This is a genomic window from Acidobacteriota bacterium (assembly GCA_016700075.1).
In the GTDB taxonomy this organism is placed as follows: domain Bacteria; phylum Acidobacteriota; class Blastocatellia; order Pyrinomonadales; family Pyrinomonadaceae; genus OLB17.
In genome coordinates this window covers 2,137,871-2,152,707 of sequence record CP065000.1, presented here as the reverse complement: position 1 = coordinate 2,152,707, position 14,837 = coordinate 2,137,871, and the positions used below count along the sequence as shown (strand labels likewise).

Here is a 14,837-nt window from a genome sequence, read left to right as displayed (position 1 = left end):
CGATGACACCCGTCAAAAGCTGGCACATTGTGGTCCGAGATCGTGATCTGAGAGCGTTGGAAGCGCTTTTGGCTGACGACGTTGTGTTTTACTCACCGGTCGTCCACACGCCTCAGGCCGGCAAACAAATAACTGCGATGTATCTGACGGCGGCGATGCACGTCATTGCGAACAACAGTTTCCGCTATGTTCGCGAGGTCGTCGGCGAATCAGATGCCGTGCTCGAATTCGAGACCGAGGTCGACGGAATCACCGTCAACGGCGTCGATATGATCCACTGGAACGCCGCCGGACAGATCACCGAATTCAAAGTGATGATACGCCCGCTAAAGGCCATCAACCTCATCCACGAGAAGATGACGGCTATGTTAAAGAGATAGGTTGTTTGGCAGATATTGACAGTTTTTGCCATTTGTGCCCGAATTCTAACTGACGTAAATGACCATGGGTGCTACTACGATGAACGTCTCTCTGCCGGAGTCGATGAAGGCCTACGTCGATGAGCGCGTCGAGCAGGACGAATACGGCACCGCAAGCGAATACATCCGCGACCTGATCCGCTCGGATCAACGGACCAGGGCCCAACGCCAGCTCGAGAAGGTGTTGCTTGAGCGTATTGAATCCGATGATTTCAGAGAATTCTCGATCGACGACGTAAGGAAAGAACTCGAACGACGTTTGGAAGCCCGCAAGTGAGGATCTAATATAACGACTCGGTTCAGAATGAGTTGGTCGAGCAAGCCACCTACTACGCTGATGCCGAAACCAATCTCGCCTTGCGTTTCCTTGACGCCTGTAATTCAAGCTTCCGCTTTCTTCTCGAAAACCCATACGTGGGAAGCCTCCGCGATTTTGAGGTCAACAAGTTAACCGCCGTCAGAATGTGGCGGGTGAGAGGATTTTAAAAACACCTGATCTTCTATTACCCGGATGATCGCGGGGTGACCATTCTTCATGTCATTCATTCGGCGGTAGATTACAATCGTATCTTTGAACATGACTGATGTGCATTACTCGGTTTTCTCTTATCTTGCTAATAGCATTTCTACGGTTATAGACTAAGCGCAAGATGCGTGAGGAACTTGTCAGGCTGATTCTTGAGCGGCTCGAGCGTGATGCGGAGGCTATCCGCGAGGATTTCGCCCGCGACAAAGGCGTTACGGCGCATTACACTGCCATCGACAACCTTTTGCCGGACGACATCGCCCGCCGCATCGCCGCATCATTCCCGCCGAATGATGAGATGCGGCTGCTCTCGAGCTTTCGCGAACGCAAGCACACTTCTAAATCGCTGGACAAATACGACCCTCTGATCGCGGACATCACGTTCGCATTTCAGGATGAGCGTGTTATTCGTAAGGTCTCTGAATTGACGGGAATAGAGGACGCCGTCGGCGACCCGCATTTATACGCCGGCGGCATAAGTGCGATGTCGACTGGCCATTTTCTGAACCCGCATCTCGACAATTCTCACGACGGCGAGCAGAAAAACTACCGCGTTCTGAATTTGCTCTACTACATCACGCCCGAATGGAAAGCCGAAAATGGCGGCAATCTCGAGCTGTGGGACATCGATGTGACGCGGCCGGTAGAGATACCGAGCCTGTTCAATCGACTCGTGCTGATGGGCACCGGCGACAAAACGTGGCATTCCGTCAACAAAGTAAAAGCGGACGGCACTCGCCGCTGTATCTCGAATTACTACTTCTCGCCGCACTCGCCTAATGGCTACGAAACTTTCCACGTAACTTATTTTATGGCGCGGCCCGAGCAGAAACTTCGCCGCTTGGTGACGCGTTTCGACAGCGACCTGCGCACTTACCTGCGCAAGATCAAGAAAGACGGTTTTGCGAAAAAAGATATCTACGAAAATAGCGACATTGCGGGCCGTTAACGCGAAGCGACCATCTTGACGTTCCGCAGCGATGCCTGGCCTTTTCGTGAAAAGTCTATTGATTCGCCCAATATCCTTGCCGCTTCTGCCGGTGCGTGGAATCCCATGGAATTTTCCGCCTCGACAAAATCCAGATAGAACTGCGCAAGACGCTGGTTCTTCCTTGCTTCCGCCAACTCCGCGTCGCCGGCTCCGCCGTCGCGTGCTGCCTTGATGTCTTTGATCAGATCGACCAGCGCATCCATCGCTATGCCCCGCAGCTTGTATGTTCGCTCCTGGATCGCCTCGGCCCGGTATTTCAGCTCGCTTTCCGGAGCTTTGTGACACGTCTGACACGAGATGTTTATGTTGAGCAGCGGCGAACGCACGTGATGGCTGCTGACCTTCATCGCGCCTTCGCGGACGTAGGGCATATGGCAATCTGAACACGACACGCCCGCGCGTGCGTGGATGCCCTGGCTCCACCTCTCGAATTCCGGATGCTGTGCCTTCAGCACGCCGGCGCCGGTCTGTTTGTGCGTCCAGTCGTTATGCTGCACCTCTTCGTAATAGGCGGTCATGTTCTCGATCTTCAGGCCTTTGTGCCACGGATATGTGAGCGTTTTTTCCGGGCCTTTGAAGTAATATTCCACGTGGCATTGCGCGCAGACGAATGAGCGCATCTCCTGACGTGTCGCGTCGCGGTTCACGTCATAGTCCTTCTTGCCTTCTGATTCTTTCAGAACACGCATACCTTCCATGAACGCGGGCCGTGTCACCCGAAGTGCCATCGAAAGCGAATCGTGACAATCGATACAAGCGACCGGATGTTTCACATGTTCTCTTGCCTCGCGATACGGCATCTTGTTCAATGCGTGAAAGCCTTTAACTATGTCGCCGCCGCCTAGTTCCTTATACGCCGGATAGGCAGATGCATGACAGTTTATGCAGGCTCCGGGCTGCTGAACCACATTCTGGCGTTCAGTGAACGTCTGATCCTCGAGCATATACGCGTGCCCGCGTTCCTCACGAAAATCGACGGCGAACGCATAGCCGTCCCACATAGTTACAAGCCGCGGATCCTCTTCCAGACGCGACTGCGAGACCACCGACCGCGGATCCGCTCCGCTGGGCGTTCGGTGAATTGCCTCACTGCCGCCAAAACGTGTGCGTTCCTGATCTACCGTCCTCAGGTAGCTGTCATACTGCATTGGAAAGTTCTTGCCCCAAACGGCCGGATCATAGGTTTCGTCATTGAGCTCGACCACGCGAAAGAAAGGATTCTGCGCTTCCTGCTTACGCTCCATGATATTGGTCAGCAGAGCGAGCCCCAATATCGCCGCAGCAAACGCGGCGACCGCGACCACCGTCAGGACCTTTACTCCGTACAGCCGGGGTTTGCGGGCAGGTGCTTCTTTTGAATCAGAAGTTTCAACATTTTCAGTTTTTTCCCTTTCTTCAGTCATTGACGTTCTCTCTCCTTTTTTCACGGTCAATCGCCCAGATGCGGATGGCCGACCGAGCTGTGGCAGCGTATGCACGACATATCGCTCGGGTGCAGCGTGTCGCCGCCGCTGACGATGGCGTCAACGATCGGCTGATGGCAATGCCGGCAGGATTGTTCTGCGATCTGCCGGTTTCGCTCGGTGATCATTATCGGTTCGTGAAAATTGTTCGCGGTGAAATAGTACGAATGCCAAAATCCGTTCCAGGCCTTTGTGAAGTATTTGTTGGCGAAATTTTGCGGTGTGTGGCAGTCGTTGCAGGTAGCTACCGAACGGTGGCTCGATTTTAGCCAGCCTGAATATTGCTGCTCCATTATGTGGCAGTTGGCACACGAGCCCGGGTCGTTGCTCAGATACGAGTAACCTTTTGCGTACCAGAACGTATACAGGCTGATGCCTGCCGCCAAGCCTAGCCCGACGCCCGCGATGATCAGTTTTGTCAGATAAAATGACACAGTTGCGAGGGCCGTAAGCCCGTCCGATCCCCGATCGACTGTTTCCCTGCTTGTCCAGAACTATGTTATAGCACGTTAATGAAAGCCGCAAGTTCTTTAGGTAGAGCAACTTCCAAAGACAGTGTTTCTGCCGTGGCGGGATGTGCAAAAGAGAGCTTTTCAGCGTGAAGGAAGAATCGGCCGAGTTTTTCGACCGCTTTGCGTATCTCGATGTTGGCTATGGTATTGTCGCGGCCCTCATTATAGACCGCGTCGCCGACAACGGGATGATTTATTGACGCGAGGTGGACACGTATCTGATGCGTGCGGCCGGTCTTGATATCGACCTCAAGAAGCGCAAATTTTTCGAACCGCTGCCGGACGCGCCAATGCGTCAATGCATAGCGTCCGTTCGCGGCGACGGTCATCTTTGTCCGGTGCCAGCGGTCGCGGGCGATCGGCCGCTCAATAGTACCCGAATTGTCCCGCGGGCTCCCATGAACTAGAGCAATATACGATTTCTCGACCTTACGCTTTCGGAACAGCTCGGACAGCTTTTCCTGCATTTCCTCGGTCTTCGCGACAACGATCAGCCCTGACGTGTCCTTGTCCAGACGATGCACGATGCCGACCCTGTTAGAACCTCCTGCGTCAGCGGGCGGCGTCTTGTCAGAACCGCCTCCGGTAGGAGGTGGTTGAACGTAAGCGGCACCCGATCCTAAACCACCCGCTACCGCAGTTGGTTCTGACATGAAATACCACGCGATGGCATTCGCAAGCGTCCCGCCCGAAATGCCCGCTCCGGGATGGACCACCATTCCCGCAGGTTTGTTGATGACGGCGAGGTACTCGTCCTCGTAAACAATATCGAGCGGGATGTTCTCAGGCTCGAAACGGACATCGGCGGGCTCTGTCAGATCGATGTCGATCTCGTCGCCTGCGCGGAGTTTGTACGAAGGCTTTGCCTGCTTGTCGTTGACGAGAACATCGCCGTCCTCGATCAGCCGCTGCAGCCGCGAACGCGACCAGCCCTCGATGCGCTCCGCTAGGAACGCGTCGAGTCGCGTGCCGGCCTCAGCGGCGGTTATTATGAGATCGAGAAGTGCTGGTGAAGACACGATATGTGCAGTGGATAGTTGATAGTGGTAAGTGACAAGTGACATCTATCCGCATGTCATTTGTCACTCTTAACGGGGTTTTCAGAATCAACAGCTTCGCCCGTCGAACGCAATCGAATTATGAGAAACACGATACACGCCGCCGCTACCACAAGGCTGATCAGCTGCGACGGCGAAAGGCCCGTCATCGCGGACGTGCCGAAAAGGTCGCCTCGCTGCGGATCGTCGCGCAGGAATTCGATCAAAAAGCGGAATATCGCGTAAATGATGCCGTAAAGTATCAGTATTTGGCCGTCAAAACGCTTGCGTTTGTGCAGCCAGACCAGCAGCCAGAACACGCCGAACATCGTGAACGATTCAATGAGCTGCGTCGGGTGCAGATGTACGCCGTCGGCAATTGGAACGCCTGTATATTCGTGGCCGAGTTCGGAAAAATGCACGCCCCACCAATTCGTCGTCGGCTTTCCCCAACAGCAGCCCGCCGCGAAACAGCCTTGGCGGCCGAACGCCTGTCCCAGTGCCACTGCGGGAGCAAAAGCGTCCGCCACCTTCCAAAACGGCAGTTTGTAATACGGCACGAGTATCGCGACAGCCAGAAAGCCGCCTATCAGGCCGCCGTAATACACGCCGCCTGATCGAAGGAAATCAAGCGAAAAGACGTTGATGTTGTCCTCGACGAAAAACATCAGCACCTTCGACCCGAGCAGCCCGCCGAGCAGCGTCCACAGCCCGAGGTCGTAAACGCGGTCACGAGCTATGCCGTCACGCTCAGCCAACCGCGACGCCGCAAAAAGCGCGACCAGCATCCCCACTGCCAGCCACACGCCGTAGCTGGTCAAAGGAAAATCGCCGATGCGGTAAATTTCGGGGTACATAAAGGATCAGGAATCGCTTTCGAGGGGTTCGGTCGGCCTTTTCTTTGTTAAGAGCATATCGATGATCAACAGGCCGGCTCCCATAACTATCGCCATGTCTGCGACGTTGAATGTCGGATAGTGCCACGAGCCGAATTGAACGTCGATGAAATCTACGACAAACCCGAGCCGGATACGGTCGGTCACGTTGCCCGCGATGCCCGCAAGCAGCAGAGCGAGAGCTCCGAGCACTCGGTCGTCCGTTCGCGGCGTCCGCCAAAAGAAATAAAGGATCAGAACGCCCGCTACCAATGCGACCGCAGACAAGCCCCAACGGCCTGCGTCGCCGTGATCGTCCAGCATTGAAAACGCCACGCCCGTATTGGTGGCATATGCAAAATTCAGCAGGCCGGGGATTACCGAGATGTCGCCGTCGAAACGAAGGCGTTTCACTGCCCACGCCTTCGTCGTCTGGTCGATCATAAAGATCCCGCCGGTGATGGCGAGATAGCCGAGTTTCCACAATAGATCGCGTCCGGTCACTAGTTTACTCAGTATAGGGGAATATCGCCTTTGGCGCGCGATGCCGCCGCCACCAGTCGGCATAGCAAACGTCCGTGCAGCCGATCGCATATGTAACGACACGCCAGCGGCCGCCGGTCTTTCGCAGAACGGTGAAGAAGTTGTTGTCGAACATATCCGCACGAACAGCTTCCCAATATCGCGTACCGCGGTAATTCGGTTTGCCGCCTTCCGGCGTCTGCGGATCGCCGCCCAGAAATGCCCAGTTCGCCGAGACGTTGAAATATTCGGTGTTGAAAACGATCTTTTGTTTCAGATCCCGCTCCACCGGCACGCGGAGAGCGTCCAAAATAGCTTTGCGTTCAGCAGAACCTCTCTCAGGCGTGTAAACCTTCTGCGCCGCGACCTGCGTTGCCGCAGCCGAAGCCAACAACATCACGAATGCCGCAAATATCATTTTTCGCATGTTCGAACTCCTCCGTGTCTCGCTTTTCTAAATTTGCCCGGCATCAACCGAACGGAAAGACCCGTTTCGGAGCTTTGTATTTCGTCGGCCAATCCAGATAACAAACGTCCGTACAACCAAGTGCGTGCTTGACGACACGCCATTTGCCGCCGGTCTTTTTCAACAGCCCAAAAAAATTGTCGTCGAAAAGATCTTCGGCATCTGCCCACGCCGTGCGGCTCAGGTTAGGCCGCGAACCGTCGGGCTGCGTCGGCTGTCCGCTGACGAAAGCCCAATTGCCTGAGATATTGAAATTATCAACGACAAAAACGATCTTTTGCTTCAGATCGCGTTCAACCGGCACACGAAGCGCCTCCAATATCGCTTTTCGATCGGGTGAATTCGGCTCCGGCGTACGCACGGCCTGAGCGGACGCTTCGCTGCCGACAAGCGCCAAAAACATAAAAACAGAAAAGGTCAGGATCAAGTTTCTATTTCTCATAGGTTCATCATTTCCAGAGCCTCGACACAGCGTTCGCAACACGTCGGGAAACGATCATTTTCGCCTACGCGTGTGGAGTAATTCCAACAGCGTTCGCATTTTTCGCCATCCGCCCTCGCGATATTGATGCCGAAAGCATCGCCCTCGTGCACCTCGACCTGCGACACGATAAAGATGTATCTCAACTGCTCGTAATAGCCGAGCAGGAACCGCGTCGTCTCGGCGTCCGTTTTCAGAATGACCTTTGCCTCGAGCGACGAACCGATCTGCTTGTCGTTCCTCGCCGTTTCGAGAGCCCGAAGAACTTCGTCGCGTATCGTAAATACGCGTTCCCATTTTGACAGCAGGCTGCCGTCGGACCGCGAATTTCCGACGGACCGCAGGCTGCCAGCCTGCTCTCTATTTTTCCCTGCAGGCAAGCTGCCTGCGCCCCCAACGTCGGATCGCAGGCTGCCAGCCTGCATTGCGTCCCTGAATTCCGCCAAATGCACCGACGCCTCGCGTTCGCCCGGCAGATTTTCCCATGCCTCGTCCGCCGTGAAAGCGAGCAGCGGAGCCATCAGCCGGCAAAGCGTATCGGCGATAGAGTACAACGCCGTCTGCGCCGAACGCCGGCCAACCGACGACGGAGCCATGATGTAAAGCCGGTCCTTGATGATGTCGAAATACCGCGCCGACAGCGTAACGGTGCAGAGGTTGTAAAGCGCGTTATACGCCGCCTGAAAATCATATTCGCGATACGCCGCGATGACCTTTGCCGCGACCTCGTCCAAGCCGGCGAGAGCCCAACGGTCGATCTCGAACATCTCGTTTTCGGCGACGGAATGTTCTTTCAGATCAAAGCCGTCGAGATTGCCGAGCGCATACCGCAGCGTATTGCGCATCTTGCGGTATGCATCGACGACACGCTGCAGTATCTCGTCCGAACACCGCACGTCCTCGGTATAATCGACAGCCGCCGCCCACAGACGCAGCACGTCGGCACCGGATTTGCCGATGATCTCCTGCGGAGCGGTTACGTTACCGAGCGATTTCGATTGCTTTTTGCCTTCGCCGTCAACGACCCAGCCGTGCGTGATGATCTGGCGATACGGGGCCGCATCATGCGCCGCGATGCCGCAGCTCATGGACGAATTGAACCAGCCGCGGTACTGATCGCCGCCCTCCAGATAAACGTCCGCCGGAAAACGAAGCGTATCGCCGCGTGTTTCCAGTACGGCGACACACGACGAACCCGAATCGAACCACACATCTAGAATATCGGTCTCTTTGCGGAAATCCGCTCCGCCGCATTTCACGCAGGCAAAGCCTTCGGGCAGCAGTTCCGCGGCCTCGCGTGCATACCACGCGTCCGAAGTTTCCTTCGCGAAAATATCAGCGACGTGATCGACGATCTTAGGATCGGCAACTGCCTCGTCACAGCCTGTGCAATAAAAAACAGGTATCGGCACGCCCCACGAACGCTGCCGCGACACGCACCAGTCGGGCCGGCCTTTGAACATATTCGCCATGCGGCCCTCGCCCCACGAGGGATGCCATTTCACATCGGCGATCTCTGCAAGTGCGCGTTCACGCAGGCTGCGGCCGTCAACGGCCTCGTCCATCGAGATGAACCACTGCGGCGTCGCTCTGAAAATGACCGGTTTTTTGCAGCGCCAACAGTGCGGATAGCGGTGCTGATAATTCTCGCTGAAGAGCAATGCTCCGCTCTCGCGCATGAATTCGACGATCTTCGGGTTCGCGTCAAAAACGCGCATTCCCGCGAAATGCTCGACCTCGGGCGTGAACGCGCCCGAAGCGTCAACCGGCGCATAAACCTCAAGCCCGTATTGTTTCGCAATGTGAAAATCGTCCGCACCGTGCCCCGGAGCCGTGTGGACGCAGCCGGTGCCGCTCTTTTTCGCGGACTTGTTCTCAAAACGCACGTCGAGCTCTGATTCGGCGTCTGCCTCGCCAAGCGTGACGTGCTCGCCGTTCATTATCAGCGACGGGCGATCGATCCAGGCATGCCGAGCTTGCATACGATCGAGCTTCGCTCCCTTAAAACGCGCAAGCTCTTTTGCGCTCTCAAAGCCACACGTTTCATTGAACGACGGTGCAAGCTCGCTCGCGACTATATAAACTTCGCTGCCAACCTCCACCGCCGAATACTCGAACTCAGGATGCACCGCAATGCCGAGATTTGCGGGCAGCGTCCACGGCGTCGTGGTCCAGATGACGACAAAAACCTGCTTGCCCGCGAGTGCCGGATCGATCTCGGCCGGATCGGTAACGAGCGGGAACTTCACATAAACCGAAGGCGAGGTGTGTTCGCGATACTCGACCTCTGCCTCAGCGAGGGCCGTCTGATCGTGTATGCACCAATAGACCGGACGCAGGCCTTTGTAAACAAAACCGCGTTCGAGAAACTTGCCGAACAAACGAGCGGTCGAAGATTCATATTCCGGAGACATCGTCAGGTACGGCATTTCCCATTCACCTAAAATTCCCAGCCGCTGAAAATCGCGCGTCTGGTTGTTCATCGCCGTCGAAGCGTGTTCGCGGCAAATGCGGCGAAAACTCGCCACGGGAATATCCGCTTTGTTCTTGCCTTTTTCTGCGAGTTTTCTTTCGACCAGCGTCTCGATGGGCAGTCCGTGACAGTCATAGCCGGGAACGTAGGGCGCGTCATAGCCCATCATCGAGCGGCTCTTGACGACGAAATCCTTCAATATCTTGTTCAGCGCCGTGCCGATGTGAATATCGGCGTTTGCATACGGAGGGCCGTCGTGCAGGATGAATTTCTCGCGCCCGCGTCTCGCTTCCGCGATCTGCTCATACAGCTTCGCTTCCTGCCACTTTTTCAGCCGTGCAGGCTCCATCTGTCCGAGATTCGCTTTCTGCGAAAAATCGGTCCGCGGCAAATTTACTGTCTTTTTCAACTCAAACTCTTCAGACATAAAAATCAGAATTCTAACATTTCTTGTTCAACATCAAACCAAGTTGCCAAAGCCCGCGCGTGAGCAAGGGCGAGAGCGAACCGCGATCAAGAAAACTGCCAACCGGCAAACAAAAAGCCCCAAGCTCGCTTTCAAGCTTGGGACCCATGGCAAACCTCGCCTTTTCGCCGTTCAGCAGCCGCCGAACGGTGTCCCTGATCTATCGGTAATAATGGGCGATGGCCTCCGCATAAACGTTTCTGATTTTATCACAACAACTGTTTTTTCAAACTCTATAGCCCGTTAATTCACGCCTGATCGTCTCGATCCTTTTCACTATTCTGAGGCTGTCGCCAAGCCTGATAAATCCATGCGATCCATTCCATCCGGCAAGCCTTTCGTTCCTGGCATCCAGAACTACCGCTCTTATTCCCACTATCTCGGCAGTCCGCATTGCCTTTGCCTGGGCGTCAACCAGCAGCAATTCGCCCAATCCGTTGCCCTGATGTTCTCGATCAACGCCCAACTGGCCGAGAAGTACTGCCGGTATATCACGCTTGATCTTAGGCCGGTCACCGGGTATTGCCTCCTGCGGGATATGGATCGGCGTGATGGTAAAGAATCCGAGTATCCCCGCAGGTTCGGACGTATCAGCGAGAACATACGACCTGCTCAGATCGAGATCCTGATCCTGCATCGCCTTTTGCTTCAGGAAAATATCGATGTCCGGATCGGAGCAGGAGAACCTTTTTCGGTCATGATCCCGTGACAATGCGACTATGTACAGCGTCATGCCCGCAGTTTGTGATCCTTTTTCAACCGCTTGTATCGCCGCGCAGCATCGAGCGCTGTTTTTGTCGGCTTTGCGGCCGGCCGGTCAAGGATCTCAAAAAAAGCATCCTTTTCAGCCTGCGTCAGCTCAAAACGTTCACTTTCATCGATCACAGCGATCGCCTTTTCGTTGAGCGTTGAGACGGTAAATTCCGTCAGGTCTTGACCTAACAGGCTGGCTGCCCTGGATACACGTTCCTTTACCAGCGGTTCAACACGCACGTTGATCCGATCGAAGACTCGTTTTGGTTTTATTGAACGTACCGCCATTTCATTAGGTGGCAAACTGCCACATTAGTAATCACACCGATCATCGGCGACGTCAATCTTTATTCCTCCTCAACCGTACACAGCAGCGGATATTCGCGGGCTCGGGCAAGGTTTATCGTTTTTTGCGATTTTTCGCTTGCGATCTCGTACGGATAAACGCCGGCGACGCCAATGCCGCTGTTGTGGACGCTCAGCATTATCGTCACGGCCTCGGCCTCCGAGCGTTTGAAAACATGCTGCAGTATAAAGACGACAAAATCCATCGTCGTGAAATCGTCGTTATGCAGCAGCACCTTGTACAGCTTGGGCTTTTCGAGGCGCGTCTTTTTCTCCGGCAAAACGCCGACGCCTCCTTCTTCGCTGTCAGTCCATTCGGGCACGAAAAAAATTATAGACTTCGCGGGCGTGATTTGCTACATTTCAACTGCGCTGTTTACTTAGTATTCAATTTTATCGATCTTGACCGGCTGAAAACTGAATTTTTCAGCGAATTGCACGTTTTCTGGTGCAGTTGTAATGCCAATCAGCAAGGCAAAGGGCCGCTCGGCATCTGCGAAAGGTGCGGCTGCGTTCCCAGCCGCAAACATGGACGCTCTGTTTCGCAACGTTGGGCAAAAGCTCCGCGAAGGGCTTTCGGGCGCCGCGGAAAAGATGCTCCGCGACGCACTCGAACGCGGCGGACACACGCCGGACGACCTTGCGAATCTGCACCGGCTGCTGAGCTTTACGTTAGAAACAACAGGGCGCTACAAGCAATCGCTCGAAACTATCCTTCCATACGACGCCGCTGAAAAGCTCAGTGAACTGGCTCTGGAAACGCAGATAAAGGTAACTGTACAGCTTGCTATCGCCTACAACAACACCGGCGATCAGCCGAAAGCAGCGACGCTCCTCAAAGACGCCCGCCACCGATCCGAGGAACCTGAACTGAAGCATCTGCTCGGTACCATCGACATCGCACTGGCACGCGTTTACCGCAAGCTGAACGAATTCCCGATCTGCCGTGACCATGCGGAACGGGCGCTGGATCATTTCCGTGCCGACGGCAACTGGCTCGGTATGGCTGAGGCATATCGGGAGATAGCTAACAGCCACCATCAGGAAGGCAACAGCGAAAAAGCGGTTGAAAATTTCCAACTCGGTATCGACATCATCGGCAACAACTCAGCTCCGTTCATGCTTGGAAAACTTTACACCGATATGTCCGGCGCATATTGGTTCCTACGCCGGCCGAAGGACGGTGTCGCCTGCCTCGAACGCTCGATCGAGTTTTTTGACCGCACCGAACATGCGCTCAACAGCGTCATAGCCTACAACAATCTGGGGATCAACCTGTATCTGATCGGAGATTTTGAAAGATCTGAACAAATGATCGTGCGTGCTCTCGAGCTGGCTGAAAAGGAAGGTTCGGCTCACGTTGCAGGCATCTATGATTCCCTGGGTGAACTTAATATACTTCGCGGCGAGCTGAAGACCGCGGAAAAGAACTTGAATAAAGCCGTCGAGCTTGCCGAAGAACACAAGCATCAATGGTACCGGCTGCAGTCACTGCGAAACCTCGCCCGGCTTTATCTAGCTCAGGACAAACTCGACAAAGCCATCAAAACGGCAAACGAGGCGATATCGTTGTCGGCCGATGTCGGCGACAAACACTATGGAAACATGGCGTGGCTCGTGCTTGCCGAGGCTCATTTGCTTTCGGGCGACAGGGAAGCCTGTGCGGATGCCTTGCGCTCGGTCGAAGACAACGCTCCCGATGCTGATTTCTTTGTCCTTGGCAACATTCAGCGAATTCGCGGCATGCTGGCCGCGGAACAGAACGACCTGGAGCTCGCGATCCATCATTTCAGCCGAGGGCTGACGATTTTCGAAACTGTCCAAGACCTATATCACACAGGCATGATGCATTCGCTTCTTGGTTCAAGCATCGATGGGCGCAACTATGTCCGTGCACGCCGCCATTTGGAATCCGCGATCGGTATCTTCAAGAAGCTGGGCATCAAAGAGTTCGTTACCGCGTCGGAAAAGCGCCTGACCGAGATCGCCGAAACCGCCGAAACGCCGCGCCGCGAAGGCCGTGCGAATTCAGTCGTTTCCCAGCTTTTGACCGTACGGCTTGCCGAAGCGACCGCCTCACGCGAGCTGCTTTTCCGCGAGCTTGTCGCCGTGCTGCAGCAGGACAGCAACGCGAAAAAGATCATCATAGCTCAGGAAAATGACCAAAAGCGGCTTTATCCATTCATCACACATGGACTGTCACCCGTAGAGAGCAATGAACTGGTAAACAAACTGAACGCGGCCGGGCCTGATGACGATCGGGCATTCGAACGCTCTAAAAATGTTTCGATCATGCGGCTGCGCGGCACGTCTTCGCCGCCGGCAGTTTTGATATTGTCTCCGCGGGCCGGGGCAGAATTGGCCGACGGCACTTCGCTCGATCCGCTGCTGCGCGTGGTCGAACTAGGGATGGACGTGATCGCACTTCGCGATGGCAGCCGCCGCTCGGCCGCAGGTGCAGAGGTCAGCCCGTACACATCGAACAGCCTAATGCCGGGCTTCATTCACTCTTCGCCGGCGATGACGGCTCTCGTTGAAGAGGTCTACAAGATTCGCTCGTCCGACGTGACAGTGCTGGTAACGGGCGAATCCGGCACCGGTAAAGAGCTGGTTTCGCGTGCGATACACAAACTGTCGAACCGCAAGGACGAGGCGTTCATACCATTCAACTGCACACTCGTACAGAAAGAAATGGCCGAAGCGACACTGTTCGGTTACCGCAAAGGCTCATTCACCGGCGCAGTGCAGGATTCGCCGGGACTTATACGCTCGGCTGACGGCGGCACGCTATTCCTTGACGAGGTCGGCGATCTGCCGCTCGACATACAGCCGAAACTGCTGCGTTTTCTGCAGGAAGGCGAGATACAGCCGCTGGGTGAGAAATCGCCTATCAAGGTGGACGTCCGCATCATCGCCGCGACGAACATGCCGCTAGAAGAGAAGGTCGCAGACGGCACATTTCGCGAGGACCTTTTCTATCGACTGAACGTCATTCGCCTGCGGGTGCCGCCGCTGCGTGAACGCCGAGCCGAGATACCGCCGATTGTAAATTATTACGTCAATCACTATTCCGACCGTTTCGGAAAACACGACATCACCGTCACGCCGCAGGCAATAGATATGCTGATGGTGTGCAATTGGGAGGGCAACGTCCGGCAACTGCAGAACGAAGTGCAGCGTTTTGTCGCACGTGCCGAAGACGGCGAGGTCATCACGCCGGCGCACATCTCGCCCGAACTAAAGCCAACGGGCAAGCCGCTGCAGACATTCGGCGGCGAATCGGCGCACGAACCGATCGCATCGTATGAAGGCACTTTCTCGCCCTTCGCAAATATCTCGGCCGGCGGCACGCTGGAAGATGCCGTCTCTGACCTGGAAATGCAGCTTATCCGCGCGTCTCTCGCTCGTCACAACTGGAACATCTCGCGCGTCGCCGGCGAACTCGGCCTCACACGCCGCGGCCTGTACCTCAAGCTCACACGCTACGGCATCACCAAGGCGGCGTAGG

At 55.2% G+C, this 14,837-nt stretch carries 15 protein-coding genes; 4 read left to right on the top strand and 11 right to left on the bottom strand.

Features of this window, described 5'->3' with window-relative positions; all coding sequences use genetic code 11:
• Positions 1-2: 2 nt before the first annotated feature.
• The 3 genes from IPM50_09705 to IPM50_09695 all read left to right on the top strand — a co-directional run bounded on the left by IPM50_09705 (position 3) and on the right by IPM50_09695 (position 1,894).
• Complete coding sequence (locus IPM50_09705) at positions 3-380, top strand: nuclear transport factor 2 family protein (GenBank protein QQS31954.1); 378 nt, start codon at positions 3-5, stop codon at positions 378-380.
• Between the two features lie 58 nt (positions 381-438).
• A complete protein-coding gene (locus tag IPM50_09700) occupies positions 439-696 on the top strand; it encodes a type II toxin-antitoxin system ParD family antitoxin (GenBank protein QQS31953.1) in 258 nt (85 codons plus the stop codon).
• 373 nt (positions 697-1,069) lie between these two features.
• On the top strand, positions 1,070-1,894 hold the full coding sequence (locus IPM50_09695) for a 2OG-Fe(II) oxygenase (protein ID QQS31952.1): 825 nt from the start codon (positions 1,070-1,072) through the stop codon (positions 1,892-1,894).
• On the opposite strand, the gene IPM50_09690 is transcribed toward IPM50_09695, so the two are convergent.
• The 11 genes from IPM50_09690 to IPM50_09640 all read right to left on the bottom strand — a co-directional run bounded on the left by IPM50_09690 (position 1,891) and on the right by IPM50_09640 (position 11,652).
• Positions 1,891-3,339, bottom strand: a complete 1,449-nt coding sequence (locus IPM50_09690) for an ammonia-forming cytochrome c nitrite reductase subunit c552 (GenBank protein QQS31951.1) — start codon at positions 3,337-3,339, stop codon at positions 1,891-1,893. The genes IPM50_09695 and IPM50_09690 overlap by 4 nt on opposite strands.
• A 26-nt stretch (positions 3,340-3,365) precedes the next feature.
• On the bottom strand, positions 3,366-3,833 hold the full coding sequence (gene nrfH, locus IPM50_09685; protein QQS31950.1) for a cytochrome c nitrite reductase small subunit: 468 nt from the start codon (positions 3,831-3,833) through the stop codon (positions 3,366-3,368).
• A 65-nt stretch (positions 3,834-3,898) separates the two neighbouring features.
• The gene (locus IPM50_09680; protein QQS31949.1) at positions 3,899-4,975 is read right to left on the bottom strand and encodes an RluA family pseudouridine synthase; all 1,077 of its coding nucleotides are present in this window, start codon (positions 4,973-4,975) and stop codon (positions 3,899-3,901) included.
• Positions 4,976-4,986: 11 nt separating this feature from the next.
• Entirely contained in the window at positions 4,987-5,805 is an 819-nt protein-coding gene (lgt, locus tag IPM50_09675) for a prolipoprotein diacylglyceryl transferase (GenBank protein ID QQS31948.1), read from the bottom strand.
• A gap of 6 nt (positions 5,806-5,811) precedes the next feature.
• Complete coding sequence (gene lspA / locus IPM50_09670) at positions 5,812-6,327, bottom strand: signal peptidase II (protein ID QQS31947.1); 516 nt, start codon at positions 6,325-6,327, stop codon at positions 5,812-5,814.
• Positions 6,328-6,331: 4 nt separating this feature from the next.
• Positions 6,332-6,772 carry a hypothetical protein gene (locus IPM50_09665; GenBank protein ID QQS31946.1) on the bottom strand — a complete coding sequence of 147 codons (441 nt, stop codon included), beginning with the start codon at positions 6,770-6,772 and terminating at the stop codon, positions 6,332-6,334.
• Between the two features lie 43 nt (positions 6,773-6,815).
• Positions 6,816-7,253, bottom strand: coding sequence for a hypothetical protein (locus IPM50_09660; GenBank protein QQS31945.1), 438 nt, complete (start codon positions 7,251-7,253; stop codon positions 6,816-6,818).
• A complete protein-coding gene (gene ileS / locus IPM50_09655) occupies positions 7,250-10,192 on the bottom strand; it encodes an isoleucine--tRNA ligase (GenBank protein ID QQS31944.1) in 2,943 nt (980 codons plus the stop codon). The genes IPM50_09660 and ileS overlap by 4 nt, the downstream gene beginning before the upstream one ends.
• Positions 10,193-10,457: 265 nt before the next feature.
• Positions 10,458-10,964, bottom strand: coding sequence for a hypothetical protein (locus tag IPM50_09650; protein ID QQS31943.1), 507 nt, complete (start codon positions 10,962-10,964; stop codon positions 10,458-10,460).
• Positions 10,961-11,272 (bottom strand): DUF1778 domain-containing protein, encoded by a 312-nt coding sequence (locus tag IPM50_09645; protein QQS31942.1) that lies wholly within the window; start codon positions 11,270-11,272, stop codon positions 10,961-10,963. The genes IPM50_09650 and IPM50_09645 overlap by 4 nt, the downstream gene beginning before the upstream one ends.
• A gap of 59 nt (positions 11,273-11,331) precedes the next feature.
• On the bottom strand, positions 11,332-11,652 hold the full coding sequence (locus IPM50_09640) for an ATP-dependent Clp protease adaptor ClpS (GenBank protein QQS31941.1): 321 nt from the start codon (positions 11,650-11,652) through the stop codon (positions 11,332-11,334).
• Between the two features lie 136 nt (positions 11,653-11,788).
• On the opposite strand from IPM50_09640, the gene IPM50_09635 reads away from it, so the two are divergent.
• Positions 11,789-14,836: a sigma 54-interacting transcriptional regulator gene (locus tag IPM50_09635; protein ID QQS31940.1), complete on the top strand. Its 3,048-nt coding sequence runs from the start codon at positions 11,789-11,791 to the stop codon at positions 14,834-14,836.
• The last annotated feature ends 1 nt before the right edge of the window (position 14,837 follow it).